We start from the raw sequence: 20,600 nt of genomic DNA on the forward strand, positions 1-20,600 counted from the left end.
CGCGGGGGCTTGTATTGCGCTGATGCCTATTTATCCTTCAGTACGATCAGCGGCTCAATATCGCTCTCTTTTTTCACCACCAGCGAATCATCCCCGCGCAGGCACGTTCCGCCGTAGTTTCCGCCAACGGTAAAGGTACACACCTGAATGTACTTCCCGTCCACCTTCGGTAAACACCAGAGCTGCTGGTAGATGTTTTTGCGGTCGACAAACCTGCCGCTGGATTGATCCAGCAGTTCATCTTTGGCGCTAATCAGATCGATATTGCTGCCGCAGCGTCCGGCAATAGGCTTCACGGCGTAGCCGGTCTGCTTCAGCAGGTCGTTAACCTCAAAGTCGGTGTCCAGCAGATAGCGGTGGTTCGGGAACAGCTGCCAGAGCACGGGCAAAATGGCCTTGTTGCCGGGGATCACCGTCCACAGCGGCTCAAAGACCAGCACTTCCGGGCGCAGCAGCACGTCAATCAGCCGCACCTCGCCTGCCGGATGGCCGGTGCGGATCGGCACGGCGGCGTACTCGGTTTCGCTCACCTCGCGGATCTGCTCGATCGCCGTCTCCCACGCCCAGGTTTTCCACACGCAGTTAACGTGGCGGCCTTCGTCGTCGATCAGCTGCCCGGCGGCGTCCCAGCTGAGCGCCCCCAGCCCGTGGAGGATTTTGGTTTCAAACCCGGCCTGCATCAGCGAGCGCTGGATAAAGAGCGCGTGGTAGTCCTCCTCCACGTCGTTGTCCTGCATGATATGCACGAACGGACGCGCGTGGCTGTGCTTCCACGCGCCGGTCAGCTCTTCCAGCAGCCCTTCCGCGGGGTTATGCCCGTTCCCGCGATAGCCGTTTTTCACCCACTCTTCAAGGATCAGGCCGCCCTCGGTGTGGCAGGAGGCGGAGTCGGCGTTGTACTCGTAAACCTTGATGCCGCGCTCGTCCATGCAGAAGTCCATACGGCCGGTGATCATATGGTGGCGACGCCACTGCCAGGAGAGGCGCAGGCGCGGCCAGAGGATTTTCGGAATGTCGAACAGCGCCAGCAGGTTATCGTCCTTCAGCACCTTGTCCGTCGCGTGGAGGTACATCAGGTGCAGCTCGTTGGTGGCCTTGATCAGCTCCTGCTCGGCGCTTTCGGTGATGGTGAAATACTGGCAGGGATCTTTATTGATCGCGTGGCCGTTGGCGCGAACGTACGCCTGCTGAAGGGCATCGTTTTCGTTCAGCCATTTACCGTCGAACTGCCGTTTATTCTCAAGGCGCGCGCCGCGGATTTTCAGCAGCTCGCCGTCCACTTCCGGCTGCGGAAGGCCGTGTTCCGTATCGCTGGTCTGGATCATCCAGCCCAGAATTTCCGTGTCGCTGAAGGTGTCATGCAGCGTGTAGCAGCCGTTCTCGACGGTCATGCGCAGCTCGCGCGTCCACTGCTGGCCGAGCGGAAGCGGAGAGTGGATAACGTTCTGCTCCGCCACGCGCACCTTGTCGCCGCAAAGCTGGGTAATGACGGCCACGTGCCCGGTTTCGTGGAACTCGCCGCCCTTTTGCCAGATCAGCAGCGCCCCGGCCCGCGGCGCGCGCCTGGAGCCGTTAGCAAACGCCTGCAGCGGCAGAATATTGTCGTTCACCACCTCGCGCAGGAAGCGCAGGGAGAAGATTTCCCACGCCATGCCGACGTCGGTGAAGACACAGCCGTAGTTAAGGAACAGGAAACGGCGCGCGAACTCTACGCACTGCCACTTATGCCCCATGTATTCGTTGCCGATATAGCTGCGAAATTCCGCCTCTTCCGGGTAGTGACGCGGATCGAGGCTGTCGTAATTCGAGGAGTAGATTGCCACGCCACCCGGCGCATAGCCTAACAACGTCCCAAACGGGGCGTCACTGCTTAACTTTCCTTTACGCATGTGTCCAACCTGAAGCTGGCAGGCGGCAATTTTTGTAAGGTTGTCGTCGTCTGCACATTGAGATTAACCTGACAGAGGTGGACTTATCATACACCTGCCTTCGGAAAAATATCGAGCCGCTTCGGATAACGCCTCTCAACGTTAAACCGATCGTTTATCTCCTGCTACACTCCCTCAACACATCACTCAAAAGGCAGGCCAACATGTCAGACAACACTTACCAGCCACCGAAAGTATGGGAATGGAAAAAGAATGCCAACGGCGGCGCGTTCGCCAGTATCAACCGTCCAATCTCAGGCGCTACGCACGATAAGGACCTGCCCGTCGGCAAGCATCCGCTGCAGCTTTACTCCCTGGGCACGCCTAACGGCCAGAAGGTCACTATCATGCTGGAAGAGCTGCTGGCGCTGGGCGTGACGGGCGCGGAGTACGACGCGTGGCTGATCCGCATCGGCGAAGGGGATCAGTTCTCCAGCGGTTTTGTTGAGGTAAACCCAAACTCAAAAATCCCTGCCCTGCGCGACCATTCCACCACGCCGCCAACGCGGGTCTTTGAATCCGGCAGCATCCTGCTGTACCTGGCGGAGAAGTTTGGTCACTTCCTGCCGAAAGATCCCGCTGGGCGCACCGAGACGCTGAACTGGCTGTTCTGGCTGCAGGGCGCGGCCCCGTTCCTCGGCGGCGGCTTTGGTCACTTCTATAACTATGCCCCGGTGAAGATTGAGTACGCGATCGACCGCTTCACCATGGAGGCCAAGCGCCTGTTCGACGTGCTGGACAAGCAGCTGGCGCGCGGACGCTACGTGGCGGGTGAAGAGTACACCATCGCCGACATGGCCATCTGGCCGTGGTTTGGCTGCGTGGCGCTGGGCAGCGTCTATAACGCCGCAGAGTTCCTGGACGCGGAGAAGTACGTCAACGTCCAGCGCTGGGCGAAGGACGTGGCGAATCGTCCGGCGGTGAAGCGCGGGCGCATCGTCAACCGCACTAACGGCGAGCTGAACGAGCAGCTGCACGAACGCCATGCGGCGAGCGATTTCGATACCAACACCGAAGATAAGCGTCAGGCTTGATCCTCTAGCGGGCGGTTTGCCGCCCGCATTAATCGCCTACCGGGTATATGAGCGCGCTGGCAGACTTCGCCTCGTCGTCAGATCTCTCATTACAAGGAACGGTTATGAAATACCTCAAAACAACGCTTTTTCTGAGCGCATTTATCGTATCAACCTCCGGCATGGCAATGGACAAAACCGCAGCAGGCGCGGTCGCAGGTGCTGCTATAGGCGCGGTTGCGGGTAAAGATGTGAAATCAACCGTGGGCGGCGCGGTTGTCGGCGCGGGGACGGGCGCAATGTTTAAAAACGGTGAGAAGGGTAAAGCGGCGCGTAAAGGCGGCGCGATTGGGGCCGCCGTTGGCGCAGGCGCGGCGGCAGTGACCGGCAAAAGCGTATTGAAAGGCGCAGCCGTCGGCGCGGGTTCAGGTGCGCTGATTGGTGAAGCGACGCACTAATGTCCTACGCCGGGCAACATCATTTTCGCCCGATTGAATACGAACTAAAAGAATGAGGGCCGCCTCGTGCGGCCCTTCGCAGACGCTACGCGGTAAGGCGGAACTGCTGAACCGAGCGCTGAAGCGCTTCGGTCTGGCGCTCGAGCGCCGTCGCCGCGGCAGAGACCTGCTCCACCAGCGAGGCGTTCTGCTGGGTGACCCCGTCCATCTGTGCGATCGCGATGCCGACCTGGGAAATCCCCTGGCTTTGCTCCTCGGACGCGGAGGCGATTTGCTTCATGATCGTCGTCACTTCCGTCACGTCGCGCAGGATGGCCTCCATGGTGCTGCCGGTATCATTGACCAGCCGGGCGCCCTGCTCGATGCGCGAAACCGAATCGGCAATCAGGCCCTCGATCTCTTTTGCCGCATTGGCGCTGCGGCTCGCCAGATTGCGTACTTCACCTGCCACCACGGCAAAGCCGCGCCCCTGCTCACCGGCTCGCGCCGCTTCTACCGCCGCGTTGAGCGCCAGAATATTGGTCTGGAACGCAATGCTGTTGATGACGTTGGTAATTTCAGCAATTTTCTTCGAGCTGTCGGAAATGCCGCTCATGGTGGTCACCACGTCTTCCACCAGCGTGCCGCCGCGGCTGGCCGTCCCGGAGGCCACGTCCGCCAGCTGGCTTGCCTGCCGCGCGCTTTCCGCGTTCAGCTTCACCGTCGCCGTCAGCTGCTCCATGCTGGCCGCGGTCTCTTCCAGCGCGGCAGCCTGCTCTTCGGTGCGCGACGAGAGGTCGTTATTCCCGCTGGAGATTTCCGTCGCGCCGCGCCAGATGTTTTCACTGCCCGAGCGGATGGTGCTCACCGCTTCGCGCAGGCTGTCCTGCATCGCGCTTAAGAGCGGGACCAGCTGGCCGACGCAGTTGCGCCCGAACGGTTCGATCGGCTGGCTGAGATCGCCCTGCGCAATCTGGCGGAACTGATGGCGGATGCGGTCCAGCGGCTTAACCAGCATGGCCACAAGATAGCGATCGGTGAAAAGCAGGATTAGCAGGCCAATAATCGTGGCGCTGATGATGATCGTCCGGGTCATGCTGGTGAGCGCATCCACCACGACGCGCGTGCTGTCGAGCCTGTCCCCTGCGGCCTTGTTGAAGCGCTCGGCGGCGGCGCCAAACGCGCGGCTCAGCGGCGGCGTGACGTTATTGGCCTGCTGGCGATAGCCGTCCAGAGACGTTTTAGCCTGCTCCATCTGCGGCGTAATGCCCTGCTCCAACAGCGCCTGCCAGGTGCTGATAACCTGCGCGGACACCTGCGCGTCCATTGGGCCTGGCGAAATGGCCTTCATCTGCTCAAACTTTTGCCGCATATTGTCCAGCGCCTGCTGGGCAGAGGCCAGATCCGGCGTGCCGCCAGCCGCTTTGGCTTCCATGGCGCGGCTCAGGCGCGTGACGAAACGGAAGTATTGATCGTTGCCCTGGCTCAGCACCGTCATTTGCTGAACCAGCTGGCGGTCTACCTCGTTGCCGTCGGAAACGCGGGAAAGTGACCAGGTGCTGTACAGGCCAACGCCGGCCCACATTAAACAAAAGATCCCCAGTATCGTCAGCATGACGAAGCGGATAGTAAAATTACGAAGCATCTGCATAGAGTATTCCTGGTCGTGAGGGTGAGTTCGCCCTGCGGCGAGTACTACCCTCGTTATCGGCAGGAAATGACGAAGTTCTACTTTTTCGGGACGCTTTTGATAAAAAAAAGGGCTGTCCTTTCAATTAGCGGAAATTGTTCATCGCCGCGCGGGAAATTCCCCTATAAAACGCATGAGTTAATATTGCTCAAGATGTAAAAATGTAAAACTCGCAAAGTTTCAATTTCTCGCCTCAACGACGATAACAGCTCAGAACATTTGCACATCAGATTGTTTGCACCCCAATCATTCATGACAAATAAAGTTAGCACGCTAATTGTGCATTAAAATTCACAGAGCAAATGCATTTTGCTTTATCCATCCATCTTGATAATTAAAACACACTTAGAATTACTTAATTCGCCTTTAAGTTTAATTACATTCACAAAGACTAAGAACGTTCTTATATCCTTATTTTTCTTTTAAAAAGAGGGCCACTTTTTTTGATATCTCAGAGTTTTAAAAATGCGCAAACTAATGAAAAAGTCGTTGATCTCACAGTGTGTCCTATTGGCTTTAGCTTCGTTTGGTACGCAGGCGGCCGCAAAACCCACCGGGAGCGCAACCGCATGCCAAAATGGCTCAACCTCCCAGACCTGCGGCTTAACGAAATATACCGATAACAACTATTATCAGGATAGAGGCGTTACCAATGCGGTAATGGCCGATGCTACTTCAACCAATATTTATATGGACGGCGCGCGCAAGAGCAGCGACACGCAGTCATTAACCGTCTCCGGCACCAACATGAACGGGCACTATATTCAGGGCAGCAGCGGCGGGACGGCAAATATTACGGTCAATAACGGCGCGAGCGTGGATATGATCGAAGCCGGGAGCGCAGCACATAAGACGAATACCACCGTGACGGTGGATAACGCCACGCTGAACGGGGAGAACGACAGCGTCTATTACGATACTCCAGGAAAAAAGGCGGGTGATAAAGCCTATATGATGGGCTCGGCGATATACCTCGACCCGCTGGACAACGGCGATCACGCCGTGAATATTACCAACGGCAGCAAGCTGCACGGCAGCATCGTCAGCGCGGGCGAAGGTAAGCAAACTATTTCCATGAGCAACAGCAGCATGGATAAAGGCGGTATTTACGCCGGCAGCCTGAAGGCTGATACCCAAATTTCACTGACGAATTCGACCATTGACGCTTCCCAGAGTGAAATATCGCAAAATATCGATACCCTCGCGGCAAAAATTAAAGCGAAATATCCCGATAAGAATATCAACCTTGACGCTTTCGATGATGTGGCCGTCGGCGTTTACGGCACCACCAACACCGGCCTGACGTTGAATAACAGCATTGTCACCGGCGATATCGGCGTAATTAATGAAAAAGGCACAACCAACCTTTCGCTGACCAATAAAAGCGTGGTGAACGGCGACGTCACGCTTCAGGGCAATTCGTCGAATACCCTTCTGGTAGATAACAGCACCGTTACCGGCAACATCGATGCCAGCAAAAACAGCGGCAACACCACGATTACCCTGAATAATAACGCCACGGTGAACGGCGATGTGAAAACGGGCGCCGGGGATGACACGCTGGTGTTGACCAATAACTCCCACGTTGATGGAAACGTGGACGGCGGCAGCGGCAGCGACACGCTCTCCATGGATGCGGGCAGCTCCATTACCGGGCAAATCAGCGAGTTCGAAACGGTGAATACCACCAGCGATAACAGCATCAGCATTGATACCATTAACGATTCCACCACCTGGAGCCTGCAGGACGGTTCTTCCCTGGTCGCCACGTCTACCGGCAGCAACGCGCTTGTCACCATGAGCACCGACAGCTTCGTTAACTTTGGCAAAATCACCGGCGCGAACAACGCCATCGTGGTGGCCAGCATTACGCCGACGGCGCAAAGCAAAAGCGGCGTGGTTCTGGGGACGTTCAGCACCTCCAGCAGCAGCGCGCCGCAGAACTACGCTGCCGCGACCTTCACCAACGGCCAGGGTAGCGTGGAAAACCGCAGCGGTGCCTATAACTACGATAACAGCCTGGATATCGTGGCCGCGGACGACGCGCCGCAAACCCTGCTGACCGCCGACAACAGCTACAGCTGGAACGTGGTCTTTAACAGCGAGCAAGGCTCCCTGGCAAGCGACGTGCAGGGGCTGGTTGCCGGCCTGGACGCGGCCGAGCAGGCGGGCCATCAGGTTGCTGACGACATCACAAACCATATGAATCAGGTTCATCTGGCAAATCTGCTGGGCGTCCAGCGGGACGGCGCGCAGGTATGGGGCGACTTCCTGTATCAAAACGGCAACTTCAGCAACGACGTTGACTACAAGAGCATCACCCAGGGCGCACAGGGCGGCGTAGACTGGACGGCGCACACCGCTAACGGCGACAGCGTTACCGGCGGTATCGCGCTGGCCTGGACCCGCAGCCGCGTGCAGGACACCAACAGCGGTGCCGACGGCTTCAACGACACCGTTTACGGCAACTACTACAGCCTCTACGGCGGCTGGCAGCAGGCGCTGAACGGCAAAGGCTGGGGCCTGTTCGCCGACGGCAGCTTCAGCTATGGCGACATGCGCTATACCCTTTCCGCGAACAACGTGACGGGCGACACCAGCGGCATGACCGAAGCGCTGCACGGCTCAACCGACGGCAGCCTTTATATTGCCCAGGCCCGCACCGGCGTGAACGTGCTGCTGCCTGACGAAACGCTACTGCAGCCGTACGCGACCCTCGGCTGGGATCGCACCAGGGCGAACGGCTTCTCCGACAGCGAAGTGACCTTCTCCGACAGCCAGGTTTCCTCATGGAACGGCGGCGCCGGCCTGCGCCTGACCACCACCCTGAGCGATCTGCACAGCAACGTGAAGGTGATGCCGTGGATTGACGCCCGCTTCCAGGCGGAGTTCAGCGACGATACCGACATCAAGGCGGCGGATTATCACAATACCTCCGGCCATAACAACACGATGGGTATCTTCGGTGCCGGGGTTAACGCAACCATCGCCCACAACTTCACCCTCAATACCGGCGTGTATCTGGGCACCGGCGATGTGGATAACGACGCCAGCGTTCAGGCGGGTATGAGCTACAGCTTCTGATCGTGAATGCCGGGCGGCGGCACCCTGCCCGGCCTACCGCTTCCCGCGCTCGCGGAAAATGCCTTTGCCGTCGGGCGCGTCATCGCATCTCTCCCCAATTTGTGATTTGATAAGAACAGAATGAAAACGCTGTTTCGAAAATTCATCGACAAAAGGAGACATCATGTCCTGGCAACCCTACGCTGGCCGATATGAGAACATGCAGTACCGCTACTGCGGAAAAAGCGGGCTTCGCCTGCCCGCGCTCTCGCTCGGCCTGTGGCACAGCTTCGGCCACGTTCAGCCGCTGGATAACCAGCGCGCCCTGCTGCGCAAAGCGTTCGATCTCGGCATTACCCATTTCGATCTCGCCAATAACTACGGCCCACCGCCGGGCAGCGCGGAGGAAAACTTTGGCCGCCTGCTGCGCGAGGACTTCGCCGGACTGCGCGACGAGCTGATTATTTCCACCAAGGCGGGTTATGACATGTGGCCTGGCCCGTACGGCTCGGGCGGCTCGCGTAAGTACCTGCTCGCCAGCCTCGACCAGAGCCTGAAGCGCATGGGCGTCGAGTACGTCGATATTTTCTATTCTCACCGCGTGGATGAAAACACGCCCATGGAAGAGACCGCCGCCGCGCTGGCGCACGCCGTACAGAGCGGCAAAGCGCTGTACGTGGGGATTTCGTCCTACTCCACAGAGCGCACGCGCGCCATGGCCGACCTGCTGCGCGAGTGGAAGATCCCGCTGCTGATCCACCAGCCTTCCTATAACCTGCTTAACCGCTGGGTTGATAAAACCGGCCTGCTTGACGCGCTGGAGGAAAACGGTACGGGCTGTATCGCCTTTACGCCGCTGGCGCAGGGGCTGCTGACGGGAAAATACCTGAACGGCATTCCGGAGGGATCGCGCATGCAGCGCGAAGGCAAGAAGGTGCGGGGCCTGACGGAAAAAATGCTCACCGATGCCAACCTGAATAGCCTGCACCTGCTCAATGAAATGGCGCACGCGCGCGGGCAAACCATGGCGCAGATGGCGCTGAGCTGGCTGCTGAAGGACAATCGCGTGACGTCGGTGCTGATCGGTGCCAGCCGACCGGAGCAGCTGGAAGAGAACGTTCAGGCGCTGAACAACCTGCGCTTTACGGAAGAGGAGCTGAAGCGGATCGACCAGCACGTCGCGGACGGAGAGCTGAATTTATGGCAGGCGTCGTCGGATAAATAGAAAAGGAATTTCCCCCTCACCCCGGCCCTCTCCCCATAGGGGAGAGGGAGAAAGGCCGCACCGAGCAGTCCCCTCTCCCCTATGGGGAGAGGGTTAGGGTGAGGGGTAATAATTGTAATTCACTTACTTCTTACTGATCTTATCCAGGTACCCCATCACGAATGCCGACAGCACAAACGTCAGGTGGATAATCACGTACCACATCAGCTTGTTGTCCGGGACGTTCTTCGCATCCATAAACACGCGCAGCAAATGGATAGACGAAATCGCCACGATCGACGCGGCAACTTTGTTTTTCAGCGACGAGGCGTCCATTTTGCCCAGCCAGTTGAGCTTTTCTTTACGCTCGTCGATATCCAGCTGGGAGACGAAGTTTTCATAGCCGGAGAACATCACCATCACCAGCAGCCCGCCCACCAGCGTCATATCAACCAGCGACAGCAGCACCAGAATTAAATCGGCTTCCGCAATGGAGAAGATGTTCGGCAGGACGTGAATGATTTCCTGGAAGAATTTGATCGTCAGCGCGATCAGCGCCAGCGAAAGGCCAAAATAGACGGGGGCAAGTATCCAGCGCGAGGCGTACATTGCATTTTCAAAGAAGCGTTCCATAAAGTCCTGTCAGCAAACGAAACCAGTGCGCAGTATATCTCAACGGCGCTCACTGTTTGCAACAACTAACCAACAAAGACCCTACACATCGTCAGGATTAACCTCCGGGCGCGCATACTCTGGCCACACCAGCGCCACCAGCTCCGGATAAGCCTCAAGGCTAAACTCGCGAAAACACTGGCGCAGGTTTAATACGTCCAGATCGGAGTGGGATACCTTTTCTCCATTCAGACAGCGCTTTTTGATATTGTCATAATATTTATAGACCGCTGAATTGAGATCGCTACAGCGACGCTGCGCGTCAAACAAGCCCGGCGTGTCATTAATGTCTGACATGTTCATACGCTTTATTGTTGCGTGTAAAAAATCAATATATTCGTGATTAACCCGCCAGTACCAAACGGGTGTAACCGCGTTCATCAATAAGGAGAAATGGTCTTCACCTTCTTCTTTTGACATCGGCTCCGGTTGCGGCGTCGCGTGGGGCGTTTTTGATATCTGAGTTTTATTGAACTCATGCATCAAAAAAAGCACGCCTGCGGTCAATAATAGTAACGTTATGACCGTAAAGAAAATGCTGTTCATGGGTAGGCTCCATTTTTTTTGATTTTAAAATTGCCTCATGATATTGTCAACGAATCTCACGCCTTTATCAATCCCACCCTGTTGAAATTAAAGGAAATTAAAAATGTTGCCCGACAATCTTGTTCCGGCTAAGTACCACATCACGTCTGTGGAACAGCTTTCGACGGAAGCAGAAAAAGAGGCTAATTTCACTCAGGGGAAAAGAAAACTCTCCGATTATGAATCCGACATATTAATTGGCGTATCCCGAACGGGTAAGTCGCGTAATATGTTGCTGGAAGAGCATGACCGTCATATCAAAGAGCGCTTATTTCGCGCCATAAAAATTGAGGCCTTCGTCCACCTGCTTAACGATCTTCAGGCCGAGGGCGAAATAGATGCGCAAAAACTTAGCCAAATAATGACTGAAAAAACCCGAGAAATAAATGAAGCGGGCAATGAAATTTGGCTTAATCTAATTACGCGAGAAAAAAACACCCCCATTTTTTATCACCTGGGTGATGATTAAAATGAAACAAGCGCCAGATAATAATGACCATTTAACTTTAGATAACAAAAAAAGTGATGAATTTATCTTAAAGCAAAATCTTGAGGTATTACGAGACGCCAAAAATGCCGAAATGGCGCGCATCGCTCAGGATTTGATTTCGATTCCGGCGGCCCTGGTGCGTTTGAAATGGCAGCATCGCCATGAAGTTTATGCGCTACAGGTGAAAGAAGAAATTTACGGCGCCGTGATGAACAGCATCATCGAACAGCGCCCCGAGCTGAAAGAGAAAATTTTGGGGCGGCTGGAGGCCAATTACCAGTATCTGCTGGCGCGAGAGACGGCCACGCTGCGCCTGACGCGCAAGCTCGCTGAGGGTAAGCACCGCACGTCGAACGTCACCTGCGTCGCGCTGGATGAGGACGCGCTGTCGAATAGCGGAGAAGGAAAGGATTTAAAGTAAGGCAAACAAAAAAGCTGGCTTTCGCCAGCTTTCGTGATTATTTCGCGGCCGCTTTCTCTTCGCCGACTAAACCAATTTTCAGGTAACCCGCCTGGTGTAGCGTATCCATCACCTTCATCATGGTTTCGTAATCGACGGTTTTATCCGCGCGGAAGAAGACGGTGGTGTCTTTCTTACCGCCGGTAAGCTGCTCCAGCGCAGGAATAACGGACGCATCGGTGACCGGGTCATTGCCCAGGAACATCGATTTATCCGCTTTTACCGACAGGTAGATCGGCTTTTCCGGGCGCGGCTGCGGCTGGCTGGAAGAGGCCGGCAGATTGACCTTCACGTCAACGGTCGCCAGCGGCGCCGCCACCATGAAGATAATCAGCAAAACCAGCATGACGTCGATAAACGGCGTCACGTTGATTTCATGCATTTCGCCGTTATCGTCCAGGTTTTCGTTAAGACGCATCGCCATAGTTCATCAACCTACGCGCAGTTTAGACGCCGCGTGCACCGGCTTAACGGAGCTGGCGTTGAGGTCCAGATCGCGGCTTTGCAGCAGCAGAACCTGCGCCGCAACGTCGCCCAGCGTGGCTTTATAGCTGCCGATCATCCGCGCGAAGATGTTGTAGATAACCACGGCCGGAATAGCGGCCACCAGGCCAATTGCCGTTGCCAGCAGCGCTTCCGCGATGCCCGGCGCAACGACGGCCAGGTTAGTGGTTTGCGTTTGCGCAATACCGATAAAGCTGTTCATGATGCCCCAGACCGTACCAAACAGGCCGACAAACGGGGAGATGGCGCCGATGGTCGCCAGATAACCGTTGCCGCGGCCCATGTGACGGCCCACGGCGGCAACGCGGCGCTCCAGGCGGAAGCCGGTACGTTCCTTGATGCCTTCGTTATCTTCACTGCCTGCGGAGAGTTCCAGCTCGTTCTGCGCTTCGTTCACCAGAAGAGAGGTCAGGCTTTTCGCGTGGAAGGATGAGGTCATGTCCGATGCCTGATCCAGAGAGCGGGCTTCGGCCAGCTGCTGCTGTTCGCGCTTGAGGCGGCGCTTCTGCGAAATAATCTCAACGCTCTTGCTGAAGAAGATAGCCCAGGTGATCACGGACGCCAGAATCAGGCCGATCATCACAATCTTAACCACGATGTCAGCATGCTGATACATGCCCCAAACGGAGAGGTCCGTCTGCATCAAATTATTACCCACTCTGTATCTCCAGGACGCAAATCACAAATTCTGAGCTAATAATATCAAAACGTCGCCGAATTGATAGTAGTTCTCATTAGTATTTGCATACTGCCGTAATTTTCGCTCACTTTCCTTGCGCTTACGCAGTAAAAATTTCTTATGCGGTTTTTTCATAACATTTTCTGCTTATTCGATAAGCATCCAGGTGCAGATTTTTTCAGTCGTGGTAGTCTGGACGTCCAGACGTATAAAAAAGGGTTGGCGAACATGACTAAGAAGCAGCTTGATACCACGCTGGTGCAGGCCGGACGCAGCAAAAAATACACTCAGGGATCGGTCAATAGCGTGATTCAGCGCGCCTCCTCGCTGGTGTTTGATACCGTTGAAGACAAAAAAATCGCCACGCGCAACCGTGCAAAAGGCGGGCTGTTTTACGGCCGTCGCGGTACGCTGACCCACTTTTCGCTGCAGGAAGCCATGTGCGAGCTGGAGGGCGGCGCGGGCTGCGCGCTGTTCCCCTGCGGCGCGGCGGCGGTCGCCAATACGATTCTGGCATTTGTCGAACAGGGCGACCATATCCTGATGACCAATACCGCCTACGAGCCAAGCCAGGACTTTTGCACCAAAATTCTCAGCAGGCTCGGCGTCACTACCGGCTGGTTTGACCCGCTCATCGGTGAAGACATTGCCGAGCTGATTCAGCCGAACACGCGCATCGTGTTCCTGGAATCCCCCGGCTCCATCACCATGGAAGTGCACGACGTGCCCGCTATCGTGAAGGCCGTGCGCAGCAAAGCGCCTGAAGCCATCATCATGATCGACAACACCTGGGCGGCAGGCGTGCTGTTCAGGGCGCTGGAGTTCGACATTGATATCTCAATTCAGGCCGCCACCAAATACCTGATTGGCCACTCTGACGGCATGATTGGTACTGCGGTTTCCAACGCGCGCTGCTGGGATCAGCTGCGTGAAAATGCCTACCTGATGGGGCAGATGGTCGACGCCGATACCGCCTACATGACCAGCCGCGGCATCCGCACGCTGGGCGTGCGCCTGCGTCAGCACCATGAAAGCAGCCTGAAGGTGGCGCAATGGCTGTCGCAGCATCCGCAGGTTGAGCGCGTTAACCACCCGGCGCTCCCCGGCAGCAAAGGCCATGCGTTTTGGCAGCGCGACTTTACCGGCAGCAGCGGGCTGTTCTCCTTCGTGCTGAAAAAGCGGCTCAGTAACGACGAGCTGGCAAGCTATCTGGATAACTTTGCCCTTTTCAGCATGGCCTATTCCTGGGGCGGGTTTGAGTCGCTGATTTTACCTAACCAGCCGGAGCAGATCGCCGCCCTTCGTCCGGATGGCGAAGTGGACTTCGACGGCACGCTGATTCGTTTACACATCGGTTTAGAAAATGTTGACGATCTTATTGCCGATTTAGCAGCAGGGTTTGAGCGTATCGTGTAGAGTGCAGCCTGAAATGTATTCTCTGGACGCTTTTGTGGACACTATTATCCAAATCCCCTGCGCGAGTTGCGCATGCGATCAATCCCAGAAGCGTCAACAGGGTGTACAATAGCGTCATATCCGCTGTTCCACAGGAAAGTCCATGGCTGTTATTCAAGATATTATCGCTGCGCTTTGGCAACACGATTTTGCCGCGCTGGCGGACCCGCACGTGGTGGGTATCGTCTACTTCGTGATGTTCGCGACCCTTTTTCTGGAAAATGGACTCCTGCCAGCCTCATTTCTGCCCGGCGACAGCCTGCTGCTGCTGGCGGGTGCGCTGATCGGTAAAGGCGTCATGGACTTTACGTCAACCATGGTGATCCTCACCTCCGCCGCCAGCCTGGGCTGCTGGCTGAGCTATTTGCAGGGCCGGTGGCTTGGCAACACGCGCGTGGTGAAGGGCTGGCTGGCGCAGCTGCCGCATAAATATCATCAGCGCGCGACCTGCATGTTTGACCAGCACGGCCTGCTGGCGCTGCTGGCCGGACGTTTCCTGGCGTTTGTTCGCACCCTGCTGCCAACCATGGCGGGCATTTCGGGCCTGTCTAACCGCCGCTTTCAGTTCTTCAACTGGCTGAGCGCCCTGCTGTGGGTTGGCGTGGTCACCACGCTCGGCTACGCGCTGAACATGATCCCGTTCGTGAAGCGTCATGAAGACCAGGTGATGACCTTCCTGATGGTGCTGCCGATTGTCCTGCTGGTGGCGGGCCTGGTGGGGACTATCGCGATGGTGATTAAGAAAAAGTACTGCAGCGCGTAATCCCCTCACCCTGACCCTCTCCCCGCTGGGGAGAGGGGAAAAAACCTACGCTCCCTGCATCGTTCTGATACGTGACGCATCTTCCCCCGGCGTCACGCCGAAGTAGCGCTTAAACTCCCGACTGAACTGCGACGCGCTTTCATAGCCGACGCGCATCGCCGCCGCGCTGGCCTTCATGCCGTCGTGGATCATCAGCATCCGCGCCTTGTGCAGGCGATAGGTTTTCAGGTATTGCAGCGGCGAGGTGCTGGTGACCGACTTGAAGTTATGGTGGAACGCCGAAACGCTCATGTTCGCTTCCGCGGCCAGCTGGTCAACGCTGAGGTTCTCCGTGTACTGGCTCTCGATACGCTTCAACACGCGGCTAATCAGGCTGAAGTGGGTCTGACGGCTCACCAGCGCCAGCAGCGCCCCGCCGCCCGGCCCCAGCAGCACGTGGTAGAGGATCTCGCGGATAATCTGCTTGCCCAGGATACGGGCGTCCAGCGGCCTTTCCATGACGTCCAGCAGGCGCTCGATGGCGCACAGGATCTCATCCGAAAGCGTCGCGGAGTTGATCCCGCTCGCCGCCATCGACGGCTGAAAAAGCTCGTCCTCGCCGATCTCCATCAGCAGCTCCTGCAGCTGGAGAATATCGACGTTAACGCGAATGCCCGCCAGCGGCACCGCCTCTGTCGCAAACGTTTCACATTCAAAGGGTAAAGGGACCGTCAGCAGCAGGTATTCATTGGTGTCGTAGCGGAACACGCGCTCGTTGATATAGCCAATTTTATGGCCCGAGAAGAGAAAAACGATGCCCGGCTGGTACATCACCGGCGTGCGCGTACCCGGCTGCGTGCCGTAAAGCAGACGAATATCCGGCAGCACGCCTTCAGCGCCATTTCCATTATCTATCAATCGCTTAATTTGAGAGGTGAGCTGTAAACAGATGTCATCGCGGTTCATTACGGGCTACTCCGGATACGGTTTTCGACCCATGCAGTGTGCGCAATTTACCGCACTTTCTCCAGCCCTCTGTAGAAATGGGCAAGACATCGGCAGGAATGTGCATTGAGGGGATAGCGCCCTGCGCCCACAATGTGCAGCATCAGGTTGCCCTCTGCGGCACCGCGGTTTTTCACCCACTAAAGGGAACGAGCAATGAACAACTTCAATCTTCACACCCCCACCCGCATTCTGTTTGGTAAAGGCGCTATCGCCGATCTGCGTGACCAAATCCCGGCAGACGCCCGCGTGCTGATCACCTACGGCGGCGGCAGCGTGAAAAAGACCGGCGTGCTGGATCAGGTTTACAGCGCGCTGGACGGTCTGGACGTGCGCGAGTTCGGCGGCATCGAGCCTAACCCGTCTTATGAAACGCTGATGAACGCGGTCAAGATTGCCAAAGAAGAGAACATCACCTTCCTGCTGGCCGTTGGCGGCGGTTCCGTGCTGGACGGCACCAAGTTCATCGCCGCCGCGGCGCATTACGCGGACGGTATCGACCCGTGGCACATTCTGGAAACCCGCGGAAGCGACATTAACAGCGCGATCCCGATGGGCTCCGTGCTGACGCTGCCTGCGACCGGTTCCGAGTCCAACAAAGGCGCGGTGATCTCGCGTAAAACCACCGGCGACAAGCAGGCGTTTATGAACGAGCACGTTCAGCCCGTTTTCGCGGTGCTTGACCCGGTTTACACCTACACCCTCCCCGCCCGCCAGGTCGCGAACGGCGTGGTCGACGCGTTTGTTCACACCGTTGAGCAGTACGTGACGTATCCGGTGGACGCGAAAATTCAGGATCGCTTCGCGGAAGGTATTCTGCTGACGCTGGTCGAAGACGGTCCGAAAGCGCTGAAAGAGCCGGAAAACTACGACGTGCGCGCCAACGTGATGTGGGCGGCCACCCAGGCGCTGAACGGCCTGATCGGCGCAGGCGTGCCGCAGGACTGGGCAACGCACATGCTGGGCCACGAGCTGACGGCGATGCACGGCCTGGATCACGCTCAGACGCTGGCGGTCGTGCTGCCCGCGCTGTGGAATGAGAAACGTGACGCCAAGCGCGCCAAGCTGCTGCAGTACGCAGAGCGCGTGTGGAACATCACCGAAGGTTCTGACGATGCGCGTATCGACGCCGCGATCGAAGCGACCCGCAGCTTCTTCGAAAGCCTGGGCGTTCCCACTCGCCTCTCCGGCTACGGCCTGGACGGCAGCTCTATCCCTGCCCTGCTGGCAAAACTGGAAGAGCACGGCATGACCCAGCTCGGCGAGAATGGCGACATCACCCTGGACGTGAGCCGCCGCATTTACGAAGCGGCGCGCTAAGCGTTTTTAACCTCGCGCCTTTCGTTTTTTGACATTTCGTCCAGACTTAATGCAAACCAACATCGTCGGAGGCCCCCTCCGACGATGCGCACTTGAAGGAGGAAAAATGGCAAACCAAACCGTAATCAAGCTTCAGGACGGCAACGTGATGCCCCAGCTGGGGCTGGGCGTATGGAAAGCCGGTAACGACGAGGTCGTCTCCGCCATTCATAAAGCGCTGGAAGTCGGCTATCGGTCGATTGATACCGCCGCCGCGTACAAAAATGAGGACGGCGTAGGCAAGGCGCTCGCCAGCGCAGGCATGCCCCGCGACGATCTTTTCATCACCACCAAGCTGTGGAACGACGATCAGAAACGCCCCCGCGACGCCCTGCAGGAGAGCCTGGACAAGCTCCAGCTCGATTTTGTCGATCTGTATCTAATGCACTGGCCGGTTCCGGCCATCGATCATTACGTGGATGCCTGGAAGGGCATGATTGAGCTGCAAAAAGAGGGGCTGGTGAAGAGCATCGGGGTGTGTAACTTCCAGGTTCATCACCTGCAGCGCCTGATCGACGAAACCGGCGTCGCACCGGTGATTAACCAGATCGAGCTGCACCCGCTGATGCAGCAGCGCCAGCTTCATGCCTGGAACGCCACGCACAAAATCCAGACCGAGTCCTGGAGCCCGCTGGCGCAGGGCGGCGAAGGCGTTTTCGATCGGAAAATTATCCGCGAGCTTGCGGATAAATACGGCAAGACCCCGGCGCAGGTGGTTATCCGCTGGCATCTCGACAGCGGCCTGGTGGTGATCCCGAAATCGGTCACGCCGTCGCGCATCGCCGAGAACTTCGACGTCTGGGATTTCCGCCTGGACAAAGACGAGCTGGGTGAGATTGCGAAGCTGGATCAGGGCAAGCGCTTGGGGCCGGATCCGGATCAGTTCGGCGGTTAATCCCCTCACCGGTATTCAAGTCCCTCTCCCCTTCGGGGAGAGGGGTGAGGGCATCATCGTTATCCGATCTTACGTTTTCCCGCTTTTTTCGTTCCCGTCGCCCCGCCGTTCGAACGCTGATGCACAATCGGCGTGTGCTTGGTAAGCGCCGGGCGCGTATGGCGGTTCTGGCGGCGCGCTTCGCGCATCTCCTCCAGCGTTGGCGCAGGCACCAGGCAGTCGCGGCGTGAGCCAATCAGGTGCTTTTTACCCATCTCTTCCAGCGCCTGGCGGATCAGCGGCCAGTTTGCCGGATCGTGATAGCGCAGCAGCGCTTTATGCAAACGGCGCTGCTTATCCCCCTTCGGCACCACTACGTCTTCGCTCTTATAACCAATCTTACTCAGCGGGTTCTTGCCGGTGTAATACATGGTCGTCGAGTTGGCGAGCGGCGACGGGTAGAAGTTCTGCACCTGATCGAGACGGAAGCGACGCTGCTTCAGCCACAGCGCCAGGTTCACCATGTCTTCATCGCGCGTGCCGGGGTGGGCGGAGATAAAGTATGGGATCAGATACTGCTCTTTGCCGGCCTGCTTCGAATAGGTGTCGAAAAGCTGCTTAAAGCGATCGTAGCTGCCCATGCCCGGCTTCATCATTTTCGACAGCGGGCCTTCTTCGGTGTGCTCCGGGGCAATCTTCAGATAGCCGCCAACGTGGTGCGACGCAAGCTCTTTAATGTAGCGCGGATCTTCCACGGCGATGTCGTAGCGCACGCCGGAGGCGATCAGGATCTTCTTGATGCCTTTCAGATCGCGCGCGCGACGGTACAGGTTGATCGTCGGCTCGTGGTTGGTGTCCATATGCTCGCAGATGCTCGGATAGACGCACGACAGGCGGCGGCAGGTCTGCTCCGCGCGCGGTGACTTGCAGCGCAGCATATACATGTTGGCGGTGGGGCCACCCAGATCGGAGATCACGCCGGTAAAGCCCGGCACCGTATCGCGAATGGCTTCGATCTCGTTAATGATCGAGTCCTCTGAGCGGCTCTGAATAATGCGCCCTTCGTGCTCGGTGATCGAGCAGAAGGAGCAGCCGCCGAAGCAGCCACGCATGATGTTGATCGAGAAGCGGATCATCTCGTAGGCCGGGATGCGGGCGTTGCCGTACGCCGGGTGCGGCACGCGCTTGTAGGGCAGCGCGAAGACGCTGTCCATCTCTTCGGTGGAGAGCGGGATCGCCGGCGGGTTAATCCAGATAAAGCGCTCGCCGTGCTTTTGCATCAGCGCGCGGGCGCAGCCCGGGTTGGTTTCATGATGCAGAATGCGGGACGCGTGGGCGTAAAGCACCTTGTCGGCTTTGACCTTCTCGAAGGACGGCAGCAGGACGTAGGTTTTTTCCCACGGCTTCGGGCGCGGCGGCTGAACGACAATGGCTTTTGCTTCGGCCTTTTTCGGCTCGACGGGCTTGTTATCCGCGCACGGCAGATCGTCTCCGTACGGGTGCGGAATTGGGTCGATCTTGCCCGGTCTGTCAATGATGCGCGAATCCACGCCGCTCCAGCCCGGCAGCGCCTCTTTCACCATGATCGCGGTGTTGCGCACGTCGCGAATGCTGCTCACCGGCTCGCCCTGAGAGAGGCGGTGCGCCACTTCCACCAGCGGGCGCTCGCCGTTGCCGTAAATCAGCATGTCGGCTTTCGAATCCACCAGCACCGAGCGGCGCACGGTGTCGGACCAGTAGTCGTAATGCGCGGTGCGGCGCAGGCTCGCTTCAATGCCGCCCAGGATCACCGGCACGTCTTTCCACGCCTCTTTACAGCGCTGGGTGTACACAAGCGTCGCGCGGTCCGGGCGTTTACCCGCCACGTTATCCGGGGTATAGGCATCGTCGTGGCGCAGCTTGCGGTCCGCCGTGTAGCGGTTGATCATCGAGTCCATGTTGCCCGCGGTCACGCCGAAGAACAGGTTCGGTTTCCCCAGACGCATAAAGTCGTCTTTGCTGTTCCAGTCCGGCTGGGCGATGATCCCCACGCGGAAGCCCTGCGCTTCCAGCATGCGGCCACAGATCGCCATGCCGAAGCTTGGATGGTCGACGTAGGCATCGCCCGTCACCAGAATGATATCGCAGCTATCCCAGCCCAGCTGGTCCATCTCTTCCCGGGACATCGGCAGAAACGGCGCCGGTCCAAAGCAGGCCGCCCAGTACTGGGGCCAGGAGAAGAGGTCGCGATCCGGCTGGATCAGGGAAATTGCGCTCATAATGCTTCCGAAGAAAAAATAGACAAAAGGGCGGGGATTATACGCTGGATCGCTGGGGGAATTGAAGGGGTATTGTGCGGGCCGTTGTCCCCTCACCTTAACCCTCTCCCCAAGGGGGAGTGGGGACTGCCAGGAGCGGTCTTTCACCCTCGCCCCTCTGGGGAGAGGGCCGGGGTGAGGGG

The 20,600-nt window shown here is 57.5% G+C and carries 18 protein-coding genes; 10 read left to right on the forward strand and 8 right to left on the reverse strand.

From position 1 onward, the window contains the following. Positions 1-26: 26 nt before the first annotated feature. Entirely contained in the window at positions 27-1,889 is a 1,863-nt protein-coding gene (gss, locus tag DBY73_RS08510) for a bifunctional glutathionylspermidine amidase/synthase (RefSeq protein WP_112010738.1), read from the reverse strand. A 203-nt stretch (positions 1,890-2,092) separates the two neighbouring features. Between gss and yghU the strand changes: the two genes are divergently transcribed. After that, entirely contained in the window at positions 2,093-2,962 is an 870-nt protein-coding gene (gene yghU, locus DBY73_RS08515; protein WP_112010739.1) for a glutathione-dependent disulfide-bond oxidoreductase, read from the forward strand. Between the two features lie 104 nt (positions 2,963-3,066). Next, the gene (locus tag DBY73_RS08520; RefSeq protein ID WP_112010740.1) at positions 3,067-3,399 is read left to right on the forward strand and encodes a glycine zipper family protein; all 333 of its coding nucleotides are present in this window, start codon (positions 3,067-3,069) and stop codon (positions 3,397-3,399) included. A gap of 85 nt (positions 3,400-3,484) precedes the next feature. On the opposite strand, the gene DBY73_RS08525 is transcribed toward DBY73_RS08520, so the two are convergent. Further along, the gene (locus DBY73_RS08525; RefSeq protein WP_112010741.1) at positions 3,485-5,029 is read right to left on the reverse strand and encodes a methyl-accepting chemotaxis protein; all 1,545 of its coding nucleotides are present in this window, start codon (positions 5,027-5,029) and stop codon (positions 3,485-3,487) included. A gap of 699 nt (positions 5,030-5,728) precedes the next feature. Here DBY73_RS08525 and DBY73_RS08530 point away from each other — a divergent pair. Together DBY73_RS08530 and DBY73_RS08535 are read left to right on the forward strand one after the other, a co-directional pair. Then, entirely contained in the window at positions 5,729-8,152 is a 2,424-nt protein-coding gene (locus tag DBY73_RS08530; protein ID WP_258458416.1) for an autotransporter outer membrane beta-barrel domain-containing protein, read from the forward strand. Positions 8,153-8,315: 163 nt separating this feature from the next. Then, positions 8,316-9,356: an aldo/keto reductase gene (locus DBY73_RS08535; protein ID WP_112010743.1), complete on the forward strand. Its 1,041-nt coding sequence runs from the start codon at positions 8,316-8,318 to the stop codon at positions 9,354-9,356. A 123-nt stretch (positions 9,357-9,479) separates the two neighbouring features. Here the strand turns inward: DBY73_RS08535 and DBY73_RS08540 are convergent, their stop codons facing one another. Further along, complete coding sequence (locus DBY73_RS08540; protein ID WP_112010744.1) at positions 9,480-9,968, reverse strand: TIGR00645 family protein; 489 nt, start codon at positions 9,966-9,968, stop codon at positions 9,480-9,482. Between the two features lie 81 nt (positions 9,969-10,049). Continuing rightward, complete coding sequence (locus DBY73_RS08545; protein WP_112010745.1) at positions 10,050-10,553, reverse strand: ESA_00282 family adhesion-associated protein; 504 nt, start codon at positions 10,551-10,553, stop codon at positions 10,050-10,052. Positions 10,554-10,656: 103 nt separating this feature from the next. Here DBY73_RS08545 and DBY73_RS08550 point away from each other — a divergent pair, with 103 nt between their 5' ends. Continuing rightward, positions 10,657-11,061: a hypothetical protein gene (locus DBY73_RS08550; protein WP_112010746.1), complete on the forward strand. Its 405-nt coding sequence runs from the start codon at positions 10,657-10,659 to the stop codon at positions 11,059-11,061. 1 nt (position 11,062) lies between these two features. Then, on the forward strand, positions 11,063-11,503 hold the full coding sequence (locus tag DBY73_RS08555) for a cytoplasmic protein (protein ID WP_112010945.1): 441 nt from the start codon (positions 11,063-11,065) through the stop codon (positions 11,501-11,503). Between the two features lie 37 nt (positions 11,504-11,540). Here DBY73_RS08555 and exbD read toward each other — a convergent pair whose 3' ends face one another. Together exbD and exbB are read right to left on the reverse strand one after the other, a co-directional pair. Then, positions 11,541-11,966 (reverse strand): TonB system transport protein ExbD, encoded by a 426-nt coding sequence (gene exbD, locus DBY73_RS08560; protein WP_112010747.1) that lies wholly within the window; start codon positions 11,964-11,966, stop codon positions 11,541-11,543. A 6-nt stretch (positions 11,967-11,972) separates the two neighbouring features. Then, on the reverse strand, positions 11,973-12,704 hold the full coding sequence (gene exbB, locus DBY73_RS08565) for a tol-pal system-associated acyl-CoA thioesterase (RefSeq protein ID WP_112010748.1): 732 nt from the start codon (positions 12,702-12,704) through the stop codon (positions 11,973-11,975). 249 nt (positions 12,705-12,953) lie between these two features. Here exbB and metC point away from each other — a divergent pair, with 249 nt between their 5' ends. Both metC and yghB read left to right on the forward strand, forming a co-directional pair. Continuing rightward, positions 12,954-14,141 (forward strand): cystathionine beta-lyase, encoded by a 1,188-nt coding sequence (gene metC, locus DBY73_RS08570; RefSeq protein ID WP_112010749.1) that lies wholly within the window; start codon positions 12,954-12,956, stop codon positions 14,139-14,141. 142 nt (positions 14,142-14,283) lie between these two features. Continuing rightward, positions 14,284-14,943, forward strand: a complete 660-nt coding sequence (yghB, locus tag DBY73_RS08575; protein ID WP_112010750.1) for a DedA family general envelope maintenance protein YghB — start codon at positions 14,284-14,286, stop codon at positions 14,941-14,943. A 45-nt stretch (positions 14,944-14,988) separates the two neighbouring features. Here yghB and DBY73_RS08580 read toward each other — a convergent pair whose 3' ends face one another. Next, complete coding sequence (locus DBY73_RS08580; protein WP_112010751.1) at positions 14,989-15,888, reverse strand: AraC family transcriptional regulator; 900 nt, start codon at positions 15,886-15,888, stop codon at positions 14,989-14,991. A gap of 195 nt (positions 15,889-16,083) precedes the next feature. Here DBY73_RS08580 and yqhD point away from each other — a divergent pair, with 195 nt between their 5' ends. Together yqhD and dkgA are read left to right on the forward strand one after the other, a co-directional pair. Further along, positions 16,084-17,247 carry an alcohol dehydrogenase gene (gene yqhD / locus DBY73_RS08585; protein WP_112010752.1) on the forward strand — a complete coding sequence of 388 codons (1,164 nt, stop codon included), beginning with the start codon at positions 16,084-16,086 and terminating at the stop codon, positions 17,245-17,247. 106 nt (positions 17,248-17,353) lie between these two features. Then, on the forward strand, positions 17,354-18,181 hold the full coding sequence (dkgA, locus tag DBY73_RS08590) for a 2,5-didehydrogluconate reductase DkgA (RefSeq protein WP_112010753.1): 828 nt from the start codon (positions 17,354-17,356) through the stop codon (positions 18,179-18,181). A 59-nt stretch (positions 18,182-18,240) separates the two neighbouring features. Here dkgA and DBY73_RS08595 read toward each other — a convergent pair whose 3' ends face one another. Then, entirely contained in the window at positions 18,241-20,418 is a 2,178-nt protein-coding gene (locus tag DBY73_RS08595; RefSeq protein WP_112010754.1) for a YgiQ family radical SAM protein, read from the reverse strand. Between the last annotated feature and the right edge of the window lie 182 nt (positions 20,419-20,600).

Source organism: Enterobacter sp. RIT418, assembly GCF_003057745.1.
GTDB lineage: Bacteria > Pseudomonadota > Gammaproteobacteria > Enterobacterales > Enterobacteriaceae > Enterobacter.